We start from the raw sequence: 20,104 nt of genomic DNA, 5'->3' as shown, positions 1-20,104 counted from the left end.
ATAAGAACAGCGAATTTGTTATAAATTCACTTTTATTCGTATTTTAAATTAATAACTTATTTTAAGGGGCATATAAATATGAATATCGCAATAAATGTACGGCTAAGAAAAATTAACAGATTGTTATCAAGCTAGAATATCGACCAAATACACGAATAATCGACAATTCACATATTGTTAACAAATTATTATAATTTTAACAGTTGTTCTTTGTAAGATTACTCTTTCTGTTATTGGATAATCTCTTATAATAGGTTTTGATCGAGAATTATTTAAAAAACAACTGCAATTTTTAGGATCTTGGGTTAGGGGCAAAGCAGGTATTGGGATAAAGCATAAAAAAACCGGCTCTGTGGCCGGTAAGATCTATCTATATTAATTATCCTCCTATACGGCTTGTAGCCAGTGGATCAGAAGTACTGTCGGGATAAAGTAGATAACGATGGTTCGGGCGCCATCATAATCCTTAGCCATACGCTGGCCCAGTAAAAGGAATAACAATGTAATGCCCGATAATATTCCGGCAAGCATAGGGAACCGGTCGCCATCATTTACAAATATCTCAATGATCCCGATCACGGCAAAAGCGCCCGATAGTATCTCCAGTACCAGTATGAGGAGCAGCGACTGCGGTACCATATTCCTTATTGGTGTTTTCGAAAAGTGGCCTTTCAGCCACTCGAGGTTTCCTTTCCAGTCGGTTACTTTGTCGTAGCCCGATTGTATGAAGGTAATGGCTAAAAAGATAAGCAGGATAATGATGGCAGGTTGTGGTATCATGGTGTTATTTTTTATGGATTGATCGTGTAAGTTTTATCGAAAGGTCGGTAAGTATTATCTTGGCATTGCCGTTGCGCTCTATGTGGTACAGGGCATCGCTCAGTTCCTTAAATATATCGTTGATGTTGGTGCCATTCACAAAAGGGGCAAAGTTCTCCAGTTTAAATTTCTCAACGGTCGGCTCCATGAACACCAGTTCGCCCGCACTGTAATTGAGCAGCAGCGCCTGCCGGAACATATCGATGCAAAAGTGCAGGAACTGTTTTTGCGGCTCACGCCCAATAGAAGCGATAGTCTCGCTCCAGCTGATGAGGTCGTGAATGGCGGCGGCATTCCCCTTGGCACGAAAGGCGGCGCGCACCCATTGCACGAACCATTCCTCGAACGGGTAGCCGTCATCATCGCCATTGAGCAAATGCAGCGCTTTATTGAAATTTCCCTGCGCCTGGTGCGCTATCTTAGCGGCCGCGTTAGGCGGTACGGCAAGCTGGTTGGCCAACCTGTTAGATATGGCATTTTCGCTCAGCGGGCCAAATTGGAGTATCTGGCATCGCGACAGTATGGTTTGCAGCAGGTCGTCCTCACTTTCGGCAATGAGCAGGAAAACGGTTTTTTGCGGTGGTTCTTCCAGCAGTTTCAGCAGCTTGTTGGCGGTGGCGGTATTCATCTTGTCGGCCATCCAGATGATCATCACCTTATACCCGCCTTGGTAAGCCTTCAGCGAGAGCGCCCTCATGATCTCGGTCGCCTCGTCCACACCTATCTGTCCCTGCTTGTTTTGTATGTCTATCTTTTTGTACCAGTCGAAAAGGCTGCCATAAGGCATTTCGGTAATGAATTCCCTCCAGTACTTCAGGAAATTGGCGCTCACAGGGTGGCTTTTCACCTCGCTGTTGGTCGCCACCGGAAAAACAAAATGCAGGTCGGGGTGCGAAAAGTTCCCGAATTTCAGGTTGCAGGCCGCGTTGCCGCCCAAGTTCTCGCCTGCCTCATTAGAGCAGAGGATATATTGTGCATAGGCAATGGCCATCGGCAATGTACCCGAGCCTTCCGGTCCTATGAACAGCTGTGCATGGGGTATGCGCCCCTGCGACGCGCTTTTGGTCAAATGGCTTTTGATATGGCCCTGGCCGATGATCTCTGAAAAAAGCATAGGGCAAATATAGAAAATAGTTTGGGAGTTTAGGGTTCGGGGTTTCGTGTTCGGCAGCCTCGCCTCGCCCCGGCCCTTTCCAAAGGAAAGGGAGGAGCTTCACTTGTGCCTTGACCGCATCAAATAGCGTAGGAGTAAGCAAGCCTGAGTGCTCCTCTCTCCTTTGGAGAGTGGGGGTAAGGTCTGTAACGTGTGCTTCACACCAGATCACTCATACATCATATAAAGTACCTGTACTGCCTTTTTGCTATAAGGCTCGCTTTTTTTTACAATGACATAGGCGTCACTGCCCACTGTCACAGAAAAAATGTCGCCGGCCTTGTGCGCTTTGAGGGCAGCAGCGATCTCGGGGATAATGTATTCCGGCGACATTTCGAAGTTGGCCATTTCCTTAGCTTCACCGGGATGGTACTGCTCCAGGATGATCTCGAAAGGCGTACCTTCGTTATAGGCTTTTATCGACGCTTCCTTAGCCTTTTTTATTTCTTTGGGAGAATAGGCTTCGGCATCCAGGTAAAGGCTGCCATAGCGTACGGTCAGCACGCTGTCGTAACCAATGATCTTATACAGCTCGCTGTCCACGACCACGACCTCACCTTTTTTTGCTTTTGCCAGTGCATCATAAAGCGGGTCGCCTTCGGTATAGGTAAGCTCGGCTACAAAGTCCGCATTTTTAAAGGCTTCCTCTGCCTGTTTTTGGGTGATCTCCTGCGCGTTGGAGCAAAGTGTCGCAAGTAAGAGGAGGGTCAGGTATTTTTTGAGCATTGCCATATAGATGAAGTTTATAAGTTATTAAGATCAAATAGGAATATGCTAATATCTCAGATAAAGTACCTGAACCGCTTTCTTTTTGTAAGGCTCGCCATTTTTAACGATCACGTAGGTGCCAACACTATTTTCCAATAAAAAAACGTCACCTGCCTTGTGTGCTTTGAGCGCCGCAATGATATCGTCCATCAAACTCCTCTCCGCTGTTTCAAGGTTTGCCATCCTCTTTTGGTCGCCTGTATAGTACTGTTCAATGATGGTTTGGAAAGGAGTACCCTTTTTATATTCGGCAATCGCGGCTTCTTTATATTTTGTTATCTCGTCGCCCGACCAAATTTTCGGATTCAGGAACAGGCTCCCATACCGGTGTATTATATCATCTTCGTATCCTGCAACCTTGTACATCCTGCTCCCCTTTATCACAATGTCGCCCATTTTCACATTCATCAGGTCAGCGAACATAGCGTCATTTTCGGGAATAGTAAGTTTAGGAGGATTTTCTGATGCGCGGAAAGCCTCCTGCGCCTGTTCTTGGGTGGGCTCCTGTGCGTAAGTAGATAGAGATACAATAAACAGTAAAAATAACTTCCTCATGCGATCAGATTTTTGACGAATATACGAATTGGTTACAAAAAACTCCCCCTTCATTACATAACACAACTTTAACATGCGTGTAAATCGCTGTTATCCATAAATTTGCAACAAATATAGAAATGTTTGTGAACATTTTTTTGGCTATTTATTAACAGAAACGCCTATATTTGCCTTTCCTCAAATTTTCGGGAAACTAAAAACACAACGTAATGAAAACACTTTCGGATATCGATCTCAATGGTAAAAAGGCACTAATAAGGGTAGATTTCAACGTGCCGCTGGACGATGACTTCAACGTTACCGACGATACCCGCATTGAAGCTGCAAAGCCGACCATCGATAAGATACTGAAAGACGGCGGAAGCGTGATCCTGATGTCGCACTTAGGCAGGCCGAAAGGCAAAGAGGATAAATACTCCCTAAAGCACATTGTAAAGAAAACATCTGAAATACTGGGTGTTGAAGTGAAGTTCGTAGACGACAGCATAGGCGACAAGGTAACCCAGGCGGCTGCCGACTTGAAACCTGGCGAAGTACTGCTTTTGGAAAACCTCCGTTTTTATAAAGAAGAGGAGGCCGGAGATGAAGGCTTTGCCGAAAAGCTGAGCGAACTGGGCGATGTGTATGTGAACGATGCTTTTGGTACCGCACACCGCGCGCACGCTTCTACAACGATAATAGCAAATTATTTCCCTGAAGATAAGGTGTTTGGCACACTGCTTGCCAAGGAGATCGAAAGTTTGGACAAAGTGCTTAAAAACAGCGAAAAGCCGGTAACGGCCGTTTTGGGTGGGTCGAAAGTTTCGTCGAAGATCACGGTGATCGAGAACATCCTGGATAAGGTAGACCACCTGATCATAGGCGGTGGAATGACCTTTACGTTCGTGAAGGCGCAGGGCGGCAAGATCGGCGACTCCATTTGCGAGGACGACAAACAGGAGCTTGCCCTTGAGATCTTAAAGCTCGCTAAAGAAAAAAATGTACAGATACACCTTCCGGTAGACGTTATTGCTGCCGATGGGTTTAAGAACGATGCCAACACGAAAGTGGTTGATGTAAATGAGATACCGGACGGCTGGCAGGGGCTTGATGCCGGGCCGAAGTCACTGGAGAATTTCAAAAAAGTGATCCTGGGGTCCAAAACAATTCTTTGGAACGGACCTTTGGGCGTATTTGAGATGGAAAACTTTGCCAAAGGCACAATAGCGCTGGGCAATTTTATAGCCGAAGCTACAGACAACGGCGCTTTCTCGCTTGTAGGCGGGGGCGACTCTGTAGCGGCAGTGAAGCAGTTTGGCCTTGAGCCGAAGATGAGTTACGTTTCTACGGGCGGTGGCGCCATGCTGGAAATGCTGGAGGGAAAAACACTACCGGGAATTGCCGCTATACAGGGCAAGTAGTGTTAAAGTTTATAATAGAAAACACACTATCGAGTTATTATACACTTGTGGCTTTGTAAAGCCCTGTAATTTAACTCCTTAAAAAAGTAAATTATGATTAAAAAAAGAGTAATGCCATTTATGCTCGCGCTCATTCCCTTTGTGGGCTTTGCCCAGGAAAGCGCCGATGCAGGCATCCCTTTTAAGACTGAAACGAAATTATCCTATTTAGATTCCATTAAGGCATCATTCACGCACCACTCTGAAATGGCCTGCATCGACAGCCTTTGGCTGAAGGAGCTTGCCAATGAAGACCTTTTCCAGGGCATGCAGGAAGACCTGAAGAACATCAACCCAGATGTTGAGGTAGACTATGCCCTTGATACCGAGCTGCTCAAGAAAAGGCTGGCCGCAATGGATGCGAGATCGCCCTTCAACATCGAGTACAGCAAGGGGCTGGAGAACATCATTAAATCGTACCTCAAGAACAGGCCGCGTTCGTACGAGCGCCTCATGGCCATATCGGAATTTTATTTCCCGATGTTCGAAGAGCACCTGGCAAAATATAATGTGCCGATCGAGATAAAATACCTTGCCGTTATCGAGTCGGCGCTTAACCCAAGGGCAAGATCAAGGGTAGGGGCTACGGGCCTTTGGCAGTTCATGTACCCAACGGGTAAGCAGTACAACCTTGAGGTGAACTCGTATGTTGACGAGCGCAGCGACCCTTTGAAGGCTACCGAGGCAGCGTGTAAATACCTGTCGAGCCTGTACAACATCTTTGGCGACTGGGACCTGGTGCTGGCATCGTACAATGCAGGCCCGGGCAACGTGACAAAGGCCATTCGCCGCTCAGGTACCTACCACAACTACTGGAACATCCGCAAGAACCTGCCGCAGGAAACACAAGCCTATGTGCCAACGTTCCTTGCGACCATGTACATTTACGAATATGCAAAAGAACACGGGATCAAAGCTAAAAAAGCACCGCTTACTTACTTTGAGACCGATACGATAATGGTAAAGCGCCAGATCTCATTCAAGCAGATATCCAAACTGCTGGATATGCCGATAAGCCAGCTGCAGTTCCTTAACCCGATCTATAAACTGGATATCGTTCCGTTCACTGCTGAGAAAGCACATTTCATCAGGCTTCCAAAGGATAAGGCCGCCATATTCGCATCGAATGAAAATTCTGTATACGCCTTTATCGATCATGAGGAAAGCCTTCGTGAAAAGCCATTCTTCGTGAACAAGCCTGAAACCGCGTATGCGTCTAACGATTCAACGCCATCGGTAAAGAAGAAGAGAACAGCTTCCACATCTACAAAGTCGTATACGGTAAAGCGCGGTGATAACCTGGGCGAGATCGCCAGCAAGCATGGCGTAAGTGTAGCCGAACTGAGGAAGTGGAACAAGATAAAAGGCAACAACATCATGGCCGGGCAGAAGCTGAAGATACAGAAAACGATCATGATCAGCACGCCGGTCAAAGAGGACGAAGCCATTGCCGCCAAGCCTGTGAAGGAAACCAAAGAAGCGAACAACAGCAAAACCGCTGTTGCTGAAATTAATAAAGACGCTGAAAATAATGAACCTGCAGTTGAAGTGGCTGAAACCGAAGCTAAAACCGAAGTTGCTGCCAAAGAGCCAAGAAAGTCAAGGACTACCAGCTATGAGGAACAGCGCATGTACATTGTACAAAAAGGCGATTCATTGTTCAGCATTGCCAAAAAGCATCCGGGCGTAACGGTTGAGAACCTGAAGAACTGGAACAAGATCCAGGGCGAGAGTATCCAGCCGGGTATGCAGCTTAAGGTGAACGAGGCCAACTAATCAAATACATCCCCATGGGAAAAATGAAACAATTCGCTTGTTTTGTTTTTATGCTTTGCTGCATGGCCTGCAAAACGGTTGAAGAACCCGCGGAAGAAGAACCGGGGGGCAACCTTAATGAAATATCCATTGTCATAGACGATGTGCTGTGGAACGGCGAGGTGGGCGACGGGCTTCGAAGGAAGTTTGCAGCCCCGCTCGACGGCCTTAGCCAGGAGGAGCCATTGTTTACCCTGAACCAGTTTAACGATACGTCTTTTGACCGTGACCTGACCAAATTGCGCAACATCATTGTTGTGGACAGATCCGGAAAAAGGGATTTTAAGTTTAAACAGGACGGGAACTGCAAACCCCAGAACATTTTTACCATACAGGGACGCTCCATAGATGAACTGCTGGAGCTCATCGACATGCATGCCGATGAGGTGATCCGCACCATGAAGCAGACAGAGATCACCGAACTGCAAAAACGCCATGAAGAGGCCGGACTGATGAAGGAAAGCCGCTTTGCATCGCAGTACGGCATTTCAATAAAGGTGCCGTCATCTTACGGGCTACCGGTAAAAAGTGACAAATTCCTGTGGCTCAAAAAAGACATTCCGAGCGGTAATACTAACATACTGATCTATTCGGTAAAGTATGATGTGCTTGAAAAGAACAAGGACATCCTGAATGATATCATTAAAATGCGTGATTCCATTGGCAGGCAGTACATCCACGGTACAGAACCGGGTACGTACATGGTAACCGAGGAAGCCTATTCACCTTACTTTTTCATGACAAGCTTTAACGACAGGAGGGCATTTGAAACGCGCGGCAACTGGGAAATGGAAGGTGATTTCATGAACGGGCCGTTCCTCAATTATGCCATCCGCGATGACAAGCACCAATGCTACCTGGTGGTAGAGGGGTTCATCTATAGCCCGTCGTCACCCAAGCGTGACCTTATCATGGAACTGGAGTCCGTGATCAAGTCCATAAAATTCTTATGATGCCTGAATTTAAAATAAAGCGATTTAACGAACTTTCTCTGCCCGAGCTATACGAAGTACTGCAATTGCGCAGTGAGGTCTTTGTAGTGGAGCAGAACTGCGTTTACCAGGACATTGACGGCAAAGATGACAAAGCATTGCACTTGCTGGGTACTTTCGGCGGAAAGATCGTGGCCTACACCCGCCTTTTTGCGCCGGGATATTATTTTGACAATGCTTCGATAGGCCGGGTGGTCATCAGCCCATCATACCGTGACCGCAAGTGGGGGCATGATTTGATGAAAGCGTCTATTGACGGGATAAAAGAGCATTTTAGTACGGGTAACATTACCATATCGGCACAGCTGTACCTTAAAAAATTCTATGAAAGCCACGGATTTGTTCAGGATGGGGAGGAATATTTAGAGGATGACATACCGCACATCAGGATGCACTTGATCTCAGATTTTTGATTTCAGATTGAACTTCACTCTCACTATTATCATGATAAGGACTTTAAATTAATTCAATATGGCAGATTGTAAGATTCAATTGGGAGAGACATTTTTGGATCCATGAGGATTTTTTTCAATTAGCGCTGTATTACATCTATCAGGAGGTAAAAAAACCGGAATATACTCAAATAAATAATAAAAGCCTCTTCTTGGAAGATTTGGAGTTTAAGGTAAATGGGTATGCCTCAACATACTTAACTCTCGGGTGGGATGACTTTATAAATTCTCCCTCAAAAAAATCATTAGAAGAATTAAAAGCACTAAATACTGAAGATACGCACATTAAGCATTGGGTAAAACCTTTTCCTGTTCATTTTTTGATAAAAATAATAAACGCATTGATTCAAGTAATCCTGGGCACATGGGCATACAATGATCAAGATAATAGGAAACGATTTTTTGTAACTTAATTCACCAAGTCAATTCTATAAACAACCAGTCAGAGTGTAGCTCTGATCTAAAATCTACCCTCTGCAATCTGAAATTCCTCAGGAAGCTCAATCTGAAATCTGAAATCTACAATCTGAAATAATTAAATCTTCGTGATCACCAGCTCCACCCTGCGGTCGTATTCACTGCCCTTGCCCAGCGGCTTGGTATTGCCGTAGCCTTTGTAGGTCATACGGGATTTCGGGATGTTTTTTGTGGCAAGGAATTTATATACCGTCAGTGCCCGGTTGCCCGAAAGCTCACGTTTTTTAGTGTCCTTGTCAATAGCCTCTTTGTGGAAGGTAGGCGTACAGCAAATGTGCCCCTGGATCTCAAAGCTCAGGTTTTTGTACTTTTGGAGCAGGCGGGCTACTTTTTCCAGTTCGGTGCGCGATTTGGCGGTAAGTTTGCTGCTGCCACGTTCAAAAAGTATGTTCTCCAGGTAAATGTGGTCGCCCACTATCATGTCTTTTTTGATCGTATTATAAAAACCGGGATCCAGCTTTGGCGGTGGTGCGGGCCTAAAGTTGACCACGACATCCACACGGCGGTTTTTAGATCGCACTTCGGTCTTATTATCTATGTCTTCTTCGATCATAATGCGGCCTTTGCCCTCTATTGTCACGATGATCTTGTTCCTGATCCCGCGGCCAATGAGCGTATCACGGATGGTGTGCGCACGGTTGGTAGAAAGCTTAAAGTTGTAGGCGTCTTTCCCCCGGTCATCGCAATACCCGAATATCTGGATCGTTTCGATGCGTGTGGTGTCTATGGCCTTGATAAAAGCCACCACGTTGTTGCCCTGTTTGTCGTCGAGATTATACTTGTTCACATCAAAGTAAACGGAATATACGGTTTCCTCCTGTGCCATGAGGGGCTGCACAAGCAAGAGCACCGCTAGATAGAATAATTTTTTCATCAATCGTTGTTATGTCCGGGATGTTCGTCCACTCGTGAAAGCACCATGTCTTCCGGCGGGTGGATCACTATTGGGAACTTCTCTACTTTTACCGAGCTGCTGTCCAGCCCAAATGCTCGGCCTTCGGAAAGGCTCACCTGTTTCAGGATGAAATAAATGTCAAGAACGATCCTTTCGTACCATGGCAGGTCATTGTCGTATGACAGGAATTTTTCTATCAGTACGAACTTAAAGTCCCCGATCACGTTGTTACGGTTAAGCGACTCATAGCGGCTGGTAATGTCCACTTCACCTTTTTGTACCATGTCGCGTACCACCTGCTTGAACATCAGGTTGATCCTTGGCGCTATCCGGAAACCGAGGTAGAAGTCTACCCTTATAACGTCATCTTTCATTATTTCGCGTACGCGGTACTCCATTTTGTAAGGCTCATCCAACACATTAACATGTACGAACCAATAAATATCGGCTCTTTTTGGCCTTTTTTGCAATATGGAGTAGATGATCTTCGATTCGATCTCATCGCCCAGGTGGGCATTGGTCATGTATACAAGGTGGGTGGCATACTTTGGTATCGACTCATCATTGCTAAGCTCGGCAAGCACCTGTTTGTAATTTGCGATCTTAGTAAATTCGGTATACTCGCTGCGTATCTTTTTCGCCCAAAACCATACGGTCATTATAATGGCCAGTACACCTGTAATAATTACCGATACATAACCCCCATTATGGAACTTATCGATGTTGGCAATGAAGAATGCACTTTCAATTACAAGGTATATGGCAATGACAGCAAGTATGAGCACTGTAGGATAACGCCTTGTCGCCATGAACACACCCAAAAGAGAAGTTGTCATTAGCATGCAGATCACAATGGCAAGGCCGTAGGCAGCCTCCATGGCGCTCGATTCGCGGAAGTACAATACGATCGAAACACAGCCCGCGAACAGCATCCAGTTAACCGATGGGATATACAGCTGCCCTTTAAGGTCGGAAGGGTATTTTACAGAGACCTTTGGCCAGAAGTTGAGGCGCATGGCCTCGGATATCATGGTGAATGACCCGCTTATCAATGCCTGCGATGCGATCACCGCCGCCGATGTGGCAATAGCGATACCAAAAGGCAGGAACCAGTCGGGCATCAGGAGGAAGAACGGGTTCGCCGGATTTGTCGCCTTACCGCTTATTTCTGTAAGCGTTTGCCCGGAATGGGCAATAAGGTAAGCACCCTGCCCAAAGTAACTGAGCACAAGCGTAAGTTTTACATAGATCCAGCTCACACGTATGTTATTCCTGCCGCAGTGCCCCATGTCGCTGTACAAGGCTTCGGCCCCGGTCGTACACAGGAATACCATACCCAATACGTAAAAGCCCTGTGAGTGCAGGTCAAAAAGATAGACAAGATAGTAGGGGTTAAGTGCTTTAAGCACAGACATATTGCCGGAAAGCGCTATAAGCCCCAATACCCCAAGCATCGTGAACCAGATCATCATCATAGGCCCGAAAGCCTTTCCTATTAGGGAGGTGCCAAAACGCTGTACAAAGAACAGCACGAACAATATGGCTATTACTATCGGCACGGTGTCGAGCTCTTCATTATAAACCTTTAACCCTTCTATCGCAGATGATACGGAGATGGGTGGTGTAATGAATCCGTCGGCCAAAAGGCAGCTGCCCCCGATGATTGCAGGCACGAGCATCCATCGCTTCTTGAATCGTTTTAAAAGAGTATACAGCGAGAATATGCCACCCTCGCCCTTATTATCGGCTTTAAGGGTAAGCCAGACGTATTTGATCGTGGTTTGCAGGGTCAAGGTCCAAAATATGGCCGATAGCGCCCCCAGGACTACCTCTTCGCGAATAACTTCGGCTTTTCCTTCATGCATCCCGAAAATAGCCCGCATTACATACAGCGGCGAGGTTCCGATATCCCCGTAAATAATCCCCAAAGTAACAATAAGTCCGCCTAAGGTAACTTTGTTAATGTGTTTGTGATTGCCCACGATAAATGTGAATTAAAAGAGCAAAGGTATATGTTTTTTGTAAATCAGGTTATTGCAGTGCATTATATTTCGCGCTTGCTGTAATAAGATGTAAAAAACCTGCAGTTAAATTATATTTTGCCAATGGTTTTGCCGTTGCGCGACCATTCGCTCCACGAACCAACATATAGTTTCGCGATGCCCAGGCCGGCATGTTCGAGGGCCAGCAGTGTGTGGCATGCCGTAACACCCGACCCGCAATGTACTATCACATCTTCCATCGGGATGCCACCCAGTGAGGTAGTGTATCTTTCATTTAGTTCTTTTGGCGGAAGAAATTTTCCGTTCGCAGCAAGGTTAGAGGCGAACGGAATGTTCACTGCCCCAGGTATATGCCCGGCAACCAGATCGATATGTTCGGTAATGCCGTCAAAACGTTCCTTATCGCGAACATCGATCACAAGAAGGTCATCTGCGGAAGCGGCGATCTCAACTTGCGCGATATCTGCGGCAGGCAGCTGCCAGTAGGAGAATTTGTGGTCTTCGGTTGGTATAACAGCAGTAACCGCATCAGTAACAGAAAATCCCTGTTCTTCAGCAGCCTGCATCCCGCCATTGACCACCTGCACCTTATCATGCCCTGCAGCCCTGAGCATCCACCAAAAGCGTGCGGCCGGGTTGGCGCCATTCTTGTCATCATATACGACCACATGGCTTTCGGGCGTAATGCCCAGCCTGCCCAGCACTTTACCAAATCGTTCGGGAGAGGGCAGGGGGTGCCTGCCGCCATTGGCTGCGTTATTTGGCACTTCAGCAAGGTCGGTGTTGAGGTCAACATACAATGAGCCTTCCAGATGCCGCTTGTTATATCTTTCTTGCGATGGGCCGGCATCGATAAGGATGTAGCTATGTCTTGGTAATAGCAGTAACTCTTCAGGCTCGATAACAGAAGGGAAAAATGTATCCATAATAAAAATGATCCCGGCATTGCTGCCGGGACCGGTATTATTTTAAAAGTATCTTATTGTATTGTGCGGTGTTGTTAAGCAGTGCCGCCGCTTTTTGTATCTCGGGATTGCTTGTCGTGTAATATTTGTACAGCCCTTCCTTGTATTGGTAACGCTTTATCAGCTCATCGAGCAGCAGTTGTTTGATCTCGCCTTTATGCGTGGCCAGCTCTTTTTCTTCGCTCTTTTGAAGGGCGGCCAATAACTGGTTGTATTCGGTGGCAATGCTTTGGTCTACCTTTTCCTTTTTCGCGACTTCCAGTGTAGCCTTCAGCGATTTTTCGGTTTCGGTGTCAAACTCGAACTTTTCCTTTTTCAGGTAAGCTTTAAAGGCTTCGAATTCCGCGTCGCTAATGTTCGGGATGGTTGTGCCTATATTCGGGTTCTTGTAATAATACACCGTTGCATAATTAAAAATACCATCCTTGCGGATCAGTGCATCGGCTATGGCACTTTGCTTCGACTCATCCAGTTCCACGTCCGGCAATATCCCGCCACCATCAAACACCGTCCTGCCCTTTCGGGTCTTAAAAGCGTTGTAGTCTTTTTTATCAATGCGTATGGCTTTGCCGTCAGCATCTTTGTGGGTGTAATCAAGCGCCTGTATGCCGCGTCCTGATGGCGTGTAATAGCGTGAAATGGTCACTTTTACCTGGGTGCCATAGGTAAGGTCGAGCGGACGTTGTACCAATCCCTTACCAAAGCTCCTGCTGCCCACGATCACCGCACGGTCAAGGTCCTGCAATGCGCCCGCCACTATCTCGGATGCCGATGCGCTCTTGCCATCGACCAGAACAACCAGCGGGATGTCGAGGTCTACCGGGGCTTTTTGGGTTTTGTAGGTGTTATTGTATTTTTCGTTTTTCGATCTGGTGGTCACTATGGTCTCATCCTGCTTCACGAACAGGTTGCAGATGCTTACCGCCTCATTTAAAAGCCCACCCGGGTTGCCCCTAAGGTCGAGGATGATGTTTTTGGCACCCTGTCCCTTCAGGTCAACAAGCGCTGCCTTGGTTTCCTGCGAAGCTTTGGCGTTGAACTGCGACAGTACAATATAACCTGTTTCCTTTCCAACCAAAGAATAATACGGTACAGCTTTTACATCCACCTCATTCAGCGTAAGCTGTGTGCTCATCTGCTTGCCCTGGCGCAGGTACTTGATGTCGATCTTTGTATTGCGGGAGCCCTTCAGCAATTCGCCGGCATCTTCCTTAAAATTCGCCAATACGACGTCGCCTATCTGCACGATCTCGTCACCTGCCTTGAGGCCTGCCTTATCGGCAGGGTAATCCTTATATGGCTCCTTGATGATGAGCCTTCCGTCCTTGCGGGCGATCAGCGCGCCAATGCCGGTATATTCACCTGTGCTGTTGATCTTGAACTTTGCTACATCCTGCTCGTTGAAGTAGTTGGTATACGGGTCCAGGTCCTCCAGCATGCTCTTTATGGCTTTGTCCATCAGCTGGGCGGGGTTGGTCTCGTCGACATAGTTATTGTTCACGGTCTTGAACAATGTCGTGAATATCTCTATCTGCTTGGCGATCTCAAAGAAATCGTCCTTAAAACTTACTCCCACGAACATGAACCCTGCGGCAAGCGTGGGCAGTACATATCTTTTCCTGAGCTTTATAAACATAATATCGTCCTTTTATTTTTTGATGATGATAATCGTGTTACGAAAATAAGGATTAAAGGCATATCAATAACCATCGCGCGCCGAAAGTTTCTGGCCATGTACTGAAGGTCAAACGAAAAAAGGGAAAGGAAAGTATGGAGTATTACTGATCAGGCCTCACCAGTGAGAGGGACGATGGGTATGGTATTAGATATCCTCCTGTGCTGCGAACTTCTCGAACAACTGCACCGTTTTGGCATTGATCTCCTCAAACGACAGCCGGTCCTTTGTTTGGTACAGGAACATCATGGCGTAGGGCTTATCTGTGGCTTCGGCCAAAATGTGCTTATGATGGCGGTAGGTTTCGCGAAGCACACGCTTAAAGTAGTTGCGGTCATGTGCTTTTTTGAAGTATTTTTTGGATACCGAAACGCCCATCTGCATGATGGTGCCTTCCTCGGGCTGCAGAACGTATACCAAACGCAACGGGTATTTCGACACCGATCTCCCTTCGGTAAACAAAAGGTCTATGGTGGTGCGGCTTTTCAGCTTTTCTTCTTTCGAATATGTATAGCGCCTGTTTTCCATTGGCGGCAAATGTACGAAGTATTGGAGAGAATCTATCGGTATTTAAATGTCCCGATAAATTCAAAAGTCCCCACCCTTTTCACTTCGCCTTCAAATTTAAGATCGTAGATAACAATGAAGCAATTTCGGCCGATCAACTTTTGTTGCGGTAACTTTTCTGAAAAATTTTCGGAATACGAAAAACGGTTAAACACCTCGGTAATATTTTCCGACGCATCGAACAAAACCTCTATAAGGTCAGCATCATAATGGTCGATCCTAAAATCGTTCATGAAGCCGGATGTCATGTTGCCTTCATCATCATAATTTTCAGCAATATGATCTGCAAGTTGGTCCTTTCCCTCAAGATTCCCAACCCAAACCGAGATATAATTTTCTTTTTCCATAAAAGTGAAATTACGCAAGATTGGCTCAAATGTATGAAAAGAGGCACAAAAGAATGATTATTTTCGTAATTAAAATATTTTTTTCTTAGATTTGCTTCAATTAATAGTTTCACTAATTATAATATCATGGTATCATACAGGGTAGGGGAATATATCGAGGCAAAAGGGATAAGCTATTATGCGTTTGAAAACAGTTTGGGCGCCAGCCGCGGCAGTATTTCCAAAGCGGTGAAGGACGGCAAGAGCATCGGTTCGAACGTATTGGAAAAGATCCTGGCTACGTATCCCGACATCAATCCCGGGTGGCTACTTACAGGGGAAGGGGACATGTTCACCAACGAAGGGCCGAACGTGAAAACCTACCGACTAAAAACCGATACTACGGTTGAAAGCCAGCAGATACCATTATACGACCTTGAAGCTGTAGCGGGGCTTGTACCGATTTTTGCCAATACCAATGCCCAAAAGCCGGTAGACCATATTTCCATACCCCATCTTCCAAAATGCGACGGTGCAGTATACGTGACCGGTGACAGTATGGACCCGTTGCTAAAAAGTGGCGACATTGTAATGTATAAAGAAGTCCAGGACATACAGAATGGCATCTTCTGGGGAGAAATGTACCTACTTGGTATTGACATGGGAAGCGGAGAAGAATATATTACTGTGAAATATGTGCAGCGCTCCGAACATCCCGGGTGTGTAAAGCTGGTAAGCGAGAACCAAAGGCATCAGCCCAAGGATATAGAAATGGACAAGATCCGTGCTTTGGCATTGGTCAAGGCCAGTATCAGGATGAACGCGATGAATTAGGGCGGCATAAAATTTTACGTAGCGGACCTGACAAGTTTTAAAACCTGTCAGGTCCGTTTCGATTTGTACAGTTGTATGTATCCATTCTCCACAAGATTTTCTACAGGTTTCCACAATTTTCTACAAATGGACATCAATTACTTACGGAACAATTTTGCGTGTTTTATTTAAACATTGTGTTGACATTCAATAATTTATGTATAGGTCTTATAGAAATGTTACTTTACTGATCAATTGAGGCATTCTGCTTGCATATTGTAATAGTATACGACATGATCTAAACCATATACGATACGACATTATGAAAAACCTATTTTTAAGCGCATTAATGCTTACCGGAGCGGTAGCTATGGCGCAGGAAACCACCACGCAAACGCAATCAACAACAATTAAAGCCCAGCCGGCACAAACAACGCAAACAACAACTACGGCTAAAACTACAGAAGTTAAGCCTGCTGCACCCGCGCAAACCGCACAGCCTTTGCAACAGCCCGCAACCGTAAAAAAGACTGAAGCTGTAGTTAAGGAAGAAAAGGCTGAAGTGAAAAAGGCTCAACCAGCTAAAAAGTCGAACTAACCCGAAACTTTTAGCGCCTATATATATCCATAGCAAAACAGGTTTTTATCTATTTTATCTGTTTTCACAAACCTCCGGCCCGCAACAACCGGAGGTTTTTTCGTTTGTATGCAACAAAAAAGCGATACCATCAAGATACCGCTTTTGTAATTTGTTTTGAAATTTGGATTTCTATTTCGCTCCTTTAATGAAAGCATTATTGTCTTTGTTCACATCTGCCATGAGCTTGCTTGGATCTATTACAAAAACCTGTATCGATGCTTTCGGCTTGCTGATGGTGAATTCATACGTTTGGTGGCCCCAGTCCCAGGCATCCAGCACAGTGCGTTTCAGGTTCGGGTACGGATTGTCTTTGGTATAACGCATCATTTGCAGCGGTATGTAGTAGCTCTCCTGAGTACCGTCCTCATATACTACGATAATGTCTAGCGGCATCGGCATGCGCCCAATGCGCTCCAATGTTATTTTGGTCGAATTTCCGGCTTCTGCCATTTCCTTTATCCCATAATCAATGGTGTTCGTTGTCTGGCACCAGTCCGTAAGGTACCAGTCCAGGTGCGCGCCGCTCACTTTCTCTGCGGTACGTTTGATGTCCATAGGCGTAGGATGGGTAAATTTATAGTCGGCATAAAAACGCTTCAGCGTCCTGGCCAGGTTATCCTGCCCTATGAGGTAGCCGAGCTGTGCAAGGAATATTTCGCCCTTAACATAAGAGGCTATGCTGTACAGCCTGTTGGTATCGTAGCGGTCGGCATGCGTGGTCAATGGCTGTTCCTTACCGCTTTTTACCATGGCAAAATAAGCAGAATAAGCACCTTTGAAAATATTGGGCTCTTCCTCACCCGGCTTCACTGTTGGGGGCATTACCGCCTCCATGGCCAATGCTTCTATGTATGAGGTAAAGCCTTCATCCATCCAACCGTGCTTTGATTCGTTAGATGCCAATACGTGCTGGAACCATGAGTGGCCGAATTCGTGCGCGGTCACTTCGACCAACCCGGCGAACGAGCGGCCTGTGATCAGTGTACACATGGCATACTCCATGCCACCGTCGCCGCCCTGTATCACAGAGTACTGCTTGTATGGGTAATTGCCAATTGTCTTGTTGTAGAATGCCAGTATCTCGGCAGTTTTTGGCTGCAGCTTTTTCCAGCCGTCTAAGGTTTCCGGTGTATTTTTGTATAGGAAATGCAGTTCGGTATTGTTGTCGCCCATTATCTTGTCGTGGGCGAAATTCGGGTCGGCAGCCCAGGCGAAATCATGTACCATAGGGGCAACAAAGTGCCAGGTCAATGTTTTTGCTTTCTTAGGGTATTGCACCTTTACGCCAGCATCTTCATAGCCTTTACCTATCTCATTTTTGTTTTGGAGATAGCCTGTACCGCCAATGGTGTAGGTTTTATCGATGGTGATGTTCACGTCAAAATTCCCCCATACGCCGTGGAATTCACGCGCTATGTATGGGTTAGCATGCCAGCCTTCAAAGTCGTACTCGGCCATTTTAGGATACCATTGTGTCATGGAGAGCGCCACACCCTCAGCATTGTTCCTTCCGCTGCGGCGCACCTGTACCGGTACCTGCCCGTCAAAATTAAGGGTAAATGTCGTCGACTTGCCCGGGTATAACGGCTTGGCAAGCTCTACTTCAAGTACGGTTCCTGCAACTTTATTACGAAGATCGGTGCCGTCCTGCTTCAGGTTGGTTATTTTCAGGTAGCCGATCTCATCGGGCTTCAATGAGCTGATGCGGCTTTCCTTTACTGTTTTCTCGGCAGTTTTAAAGGTCTTCACCATTCGTCCGTCAGGGTCGGGAATGTGCTTTAGCCTGCCATCCATTTCGCTTCCCGGCTGGAAGGCATTGTTATACAGGTGGTAAAAAACACGGTACAGCGTGTCCGGAGAGTTATTGGTGTACACCAGTTCCTGCTTGCCCGTATACTTGTACGTTTTCACGTCCATGTTCACATCCATCTTATAATCCACGTGCTGCTGCCAGTAGCCCGGGTTCGGGTTTTTCTGTGCAAATAGGCCTGTAGCCGAAAGCAATGCTGCTATGAGTAATTTTTTCATGCGTTAAAAATAAAAAAACGGAAGGGATCCCGCCCTTCCGTCATATTGTTTTTTGTCAGAATTATTTTTTTGAAGCCAACTTATCGGCCATAATGAGCGCGTTGTAAGCGTTTACGATCTTGCCCGACCTCGACAGCTCTTTGAACGGACGTGTTTCATCGGGTGCGTCAGGACTGTCCTTGCTCAGCTTTACCGTAAGGTTCACAGCAATTCCTGAATCCATAAGGATGTGCTTTACCTGCGATGCGGTAAGGCTTGGGTAGTAGGAGCGTATAAGCGCTGCCACACCCGCCGCGTTTGGAGAGGCCATTGAGGTTCCCTGCAAAAATTCGTATTTGTTGTTTGGCGTAGTAGCGTAAATGCGTACACCCGGCGCAAATACATCTACATCCGTCTTGCCATAGTTAGAGAAGTCGGCAAGCAGGTCTTCATTGAACGGATTGTTGATGGCGCCAATGGTCAGTACGTTATCAGCGATCTCTTTTCCGCTCAATTTGTCGTCGTTTGGAAAACGTTCGCCCCTGTCGGCTGCGTTCAGGTCTTTGCTTTCGTTACCGGCAGCAAATACTATAAGTACATCTTTATCGGCAGCATATTTTATCGCGTCATACACCCATTGCGCATGTGGTGAGTAGTATTTGCCAAAGCTTCCGTTGATCACTTTTGCACCGTTGTCCACAGCATAACGTATGGCCAACGCCACATCTTTATCGTACTCATCGCCATCCGGCACTGCGCGTACGGCCATGATCTCCACATTATTGCTGGCAACACCATCGCCGCCCAGGTTGTTACCCCTTACCTGTGCAATGATGCCCGCAACGTGGGTCCCGTGTTTGGCGCCTTCCCTGTCCGGCCCTATTACATTGTTGTTGCCGTACTTGCGGTCGTTAATATCTTCCGGGTTGTCACCTACTACTTTACGCCCGTCAAACTTCAGGTTGAGGTTGTAGGCAAGCATATCGTCAAAATGCTCTTTTGCCCCTTTGATCTCCTCATTGAACTCTTCTCTTGGCACATTGGTGAATATCTCAATAAAGTTCTCCTTCACGGCATTCAGCCTGGCATCGGTAGTCTTGAAGTTTTTCAGGTCTTCAACCGTATAATCTTTTTTACCGATCTTTTCCTGGAATGTTTTGTCGATGTCTGCTATGAAGTCGATCTTTTGTTTTTCAGCTTTCGCTTCACGTATCTCCTTGTCAAATTCAGCCTTGGCCCTTTTGTACAATGCCGAACCATCATCGCCTTTTTTCACGATGCGCGCATATTCAAGGTTCTCATGGTGCGCTTCTCCAAGAAAGTTCCATCCGTGGATGTCGTCGATATATCCGTTTCCGTCATCATCCTTGCCGTTGCCCGCTATCTCTTTTGGATTGGTCCATATTACAGGGGCCAGGTCCGGGTGTTCAATGTCCACCCCTGAGTCGATCACGCTTACGATTATCTTTTTAGCTGTTTTGCCTTTCAAAAGCTCGTATGCCCTGTCTACGCTCATTCCCGGGATGCTATCCTTCACGAGGTCTAGGTGGCTCCAGCGCTGTTCCTGGTTATCGGTAAGTGCCGCTTTCTTGGGAACTATGGGCTTGGTAATGGCAATGGGATCTGCCGTGATCGACCTTGTCGTACCACAGCCCGTAAGGAATAATGCAAGGGCTGCCGACAGGTAAAGTGACCTGAATTTCATATTCTTGAATTTACAATTTAATATTTGACTAAATTACT

The 20,104-nt window shown here is 46.4% G+C and carries 19 protein-coding genes; 7 read left to right on the top strand and 12 right to left on the bottom strand.

The annotated features are described in order from the left end of the window. Positions 1 to 387: 387 nt before the first annotated feature. The 4 genes from ACT6R0_RS10505 to ACT6R0_RS10490 all read right to left on the bottom strand — a co-directional run bounded on the left by ACT6R0_RS10505 (position 388) and on the right by ACT6R0_RS10490 (position 3,295). Positions 388 to 777 (bottom strand): DoxX family protein, encoded by a 390-nt coding sequence (locus ACT6R0_RS10505; RefSeq protein WP_444653836.1) that lies wholly within the window; start codon positions 775 to 777, stop codon positions 388 to 390. 7 nt (positions 778 to 784) lie between these two features. Beyond that, complete coding sequence (locus ACT6R0_RS10500) at positions 785 to 1,933, bottom strand: DNA polymerase III subunit (protein WP_444653515.1); 1,149 nt, start codon at positions 1,931 to 1,933, stop codon at positions 785 to 787. Positions 1,934 to 2,140: 207 nt separating this feature from the next. After that, a complete protein-coding gene (locus tag ACT6R0_RS10495) occupies positions 2,141 to 2,704 on the bottom strand; it encodes a hypothetical protein (protein ID WP_444653516.1) in 564 nt (187 codons plus the stop codon). A 42-nt stretch (positions 2,705 to 2,746) separates the two neighbouring features. Then, on the bottom strand, positions 2,747 to 3,295 hold the full coding sequence (locus tag ACT6R0_RS10490) for a hypothetical protein (RefSeq protein ID WP_444653518.1): 549 nt from the start codon (positions 3,293 to 3,295) through the stop codon (positions 2,747 to 2,749). Positions 3,296 to 3,504: 209 nt separating this feature from the next. Here ACT6R0_RS10490 and ACT6R0_RS10485 point away from each other — a divergent pair, with 209 nt between their 5' ends. From ACT6R0_RS10485 to ACT6R0_RS10465, 5 genes are all read left to right on the top strand, one after another. After that, positions 3,505 to 4,695 (top strand): phosphoglycerate kinase, encoded by a 1,191-nt coding sequence (locus ACT6R0_RS10485; protein WP_444653519.1) that lies wholly within the window; start codon positions 3,505 to 3,507, stop codon positions 4,693 to 4,695. Between the two features lie 93 nt (positions 4,696 to 4,788). Beyond that, on the top strand, positions 4,789 to 6,510 hold the full coding sequence (locus ACT6R0_RS10480; RefSeq protein WP_444653520.1) for a LysM peptidoglycan-binding domain-containing protein: 1,722 nt from the start codon (positions 4,789 to 4,791) through the stop codon (positions 6,508 to 6,510). A 14-nt stretch (positions 6,511 to 6,524) separates the two neighbouring features. Further along, on the top strand, positions 6,525 to 7,502 hold the full coding sequence (locus ACT6R0_RS10475; RefSeq protein ID WP_444653521.1) for a DUF4837 family protein: 978 nt from the start codon (positions 6,525 to 6,527) through the stop codon (positions 7,500 to 7,502). Further along, positions 7,499 to 7,954, top strand: a complete 456-nt coding sequence (locus tag ACT6R0_RS10470) for a GNAT family N-acetyltransferase (protein WP_444653522.1) — start codon at positions 7,499 to 7,501, stop codon at positions 7,952 to 7,954. Before ACT6R0_RS10475 ends, ACT6R0_RS10470 begins: the two co-directional genes overlap by 4 nt. Before the next feature lie 191 nt (positions 7,955 to 8,145). Next, positions 8,146 to 8,406 carry a hypothetical protein gene (locus ACT6R0_RS10465; RefSeq protein WP_444653523.1) on the top strand — a complete coding sequence of 87 codons (261 nt, stop codon included), beginning with the start codon at positions 8,146 to 8,148 and terminating at the stop codon, positions 8,404 to 8,406. 122 nt (positions 8,407 to 8,528) lie between these two features. Here ACT6R0_RS10465 and ACT6R0_RS10460 read toward each other — a convergent pair whose 3' ends face one another. From ACT6R0_RS10460 to ACT6R0_RS10435, 6 genes are all read right to left on the bottom strand, one after another. Further along, complete coding sequence (locus tag ACT6R0_RS10460) at positions 8,529 to 9,344, bottom strand: OmpA family protein (protein ID WP_444653524.1); 816 nt, start codon at positions 9,342 to 9,344, stop codon at positions 8,529 to 8,531. Further along, positions 9,344 to 11,350 (bottom strand): KUP/HAK/KT family potassium transporter, encoded by a 2,007-nt coding sequence (locus ACT6R0_RS10455; protein ID WP_444653837.1) that lies wholly within the window; start codon positions 11,348 to 11,350, stop codon positions 9,344 to 9,346. Before ACT6R0_RS10455 ends, ACT6R0_RS10460 begins: the two co-directional genes overlap by 1 nt. A gap of 107 nt (positions 11,351 to 11,457) precedes the next feature. Further along, positions 11,458 to 12,294 (bottom strand): sulfurtransferase, encoded by an 837-nt coding sequence (locus tag ACT6R0_RS10450; RefSeq protein WP_444653525.1) that lies wholly within the window; start codon positions 12,292 to 12,294, stop codon positions 11,458 to 11,460. 37 nt (positions 12,295 to 12,331) lie between these two features. Continuing rightward, a complete protein-coding gene (locus ACT6R0_RS10445) occupies positions 12,332 to 13,969 on the bottom strand; it encodes a S41 family peptidase (protein ID WP_444653526.1) in 1,638 nt (545 codons plus the stop codon). Between the two features lie 186 nt (positions 13,970 to 14,155). Continuing rightward, positions 14,156 to 14,536, bottom strand: a complete 381-nt coding sequence (gene rnpA / locus ACT6R0_RS10440; protein WP_444653527.1) for a ribonuclease P protein component — start codon at positions 14,534 to 14,536, stop codon at positions 14,156 to 14,158. Between the two features lie 32 nt (positions 14,537 to 14,568). Continuing rightward, positions 14,569 to 14,922 (bottom strand): immunity 22 family protein, encoded by a 354-nt coding sequence (locus ACT6R0_RS10435; RefSeq protein WP_444653528.1) that lies wholly within the window; start codon positions 14,920 to 14,922, stop codon positions 14,569 to 14,571. Between the two features lie 126 nt (positions 14,923 to 15,048). On the opposite strand from ACT6R0_RS10435, the gene ACT6R0_RS10430 reads away from it, so the two are divergent. Together ACT6R0_RS10430 and ACT6R0_RS10425 are read left to right on the top strand one after the other, a co-directional pair. Then, complete coding sequence (locus ACT6R0_RS10430) at positions 15,049 to 15,735, top strand: S24 family peptidase (protein WP_444653529.1); 687 nt, start codon at positions 15,049 to 15,051, stop codon at positions 15,733 to 15,735. Positions 15,736 to 16,036: 301 nt separating this feature from the next. After that, positions 16,037 to 16,312 carry a hypothetical protein gene (locus ACT6R0_RS10425; RefSeq protein WP_444653530.1) on the top strand — a complete coding sequence of 92 codons (276 nt, stop codon included), beginning with the start codon at positions 16,037 to 16,039 and terminating at the stop codon, positions 16,310 to 16,312. Between the two features lie 171 nt (positions 16,313 to 16,483). Here ACT6R0_RS10425 and ACT6R0_RS10420 read toward each other — a convergent pair whose 3' ends face one another. Together ACT6R0_RS10420 and ACT6R0_RS10415 are read right to left on the bottom strand one after the other, a co-directional pair. Next, on the bottom strand, positions 16,484 to 18,382 hold the full coding sequence (locus ACT6R0_RS10420) for a M1 family metallopeptidase (RefSeq protein WP_444653531.1): 1,899 nt from the start codon (positions 18,380 to 18,382) through the stop codon (positions 16,484 to 16,486). Between the two features lie 61 nt (positions 18,383 to 18,443). Continuing rightward, on the bottom strand, positions 18,444 to 20,066 hold the full coding sequence (locus tag ACT6R0_RS10415; protein ID WP_444653532.1) for a S8 family peptidase: 1,623 nt from the start codon (positions 20,064 to 20,066) through the stop codon (positions 18,444 to 18,446). Between the last annotated feature and the right edge of the window lie 38 nt (positions 20,067 to 20,104).

It is taken from the genome of Flavobacterium sp. (assembly GCF_052437795.1).
Lineage (GTDB): Bacteria > Bacteroidota > Bacteroidia > Flavobacteriales > Flavobacteriaceae > Flavobacterium.
This window is presented reverse-complemented; position numbering and strand designations above follow the sequence as displayed.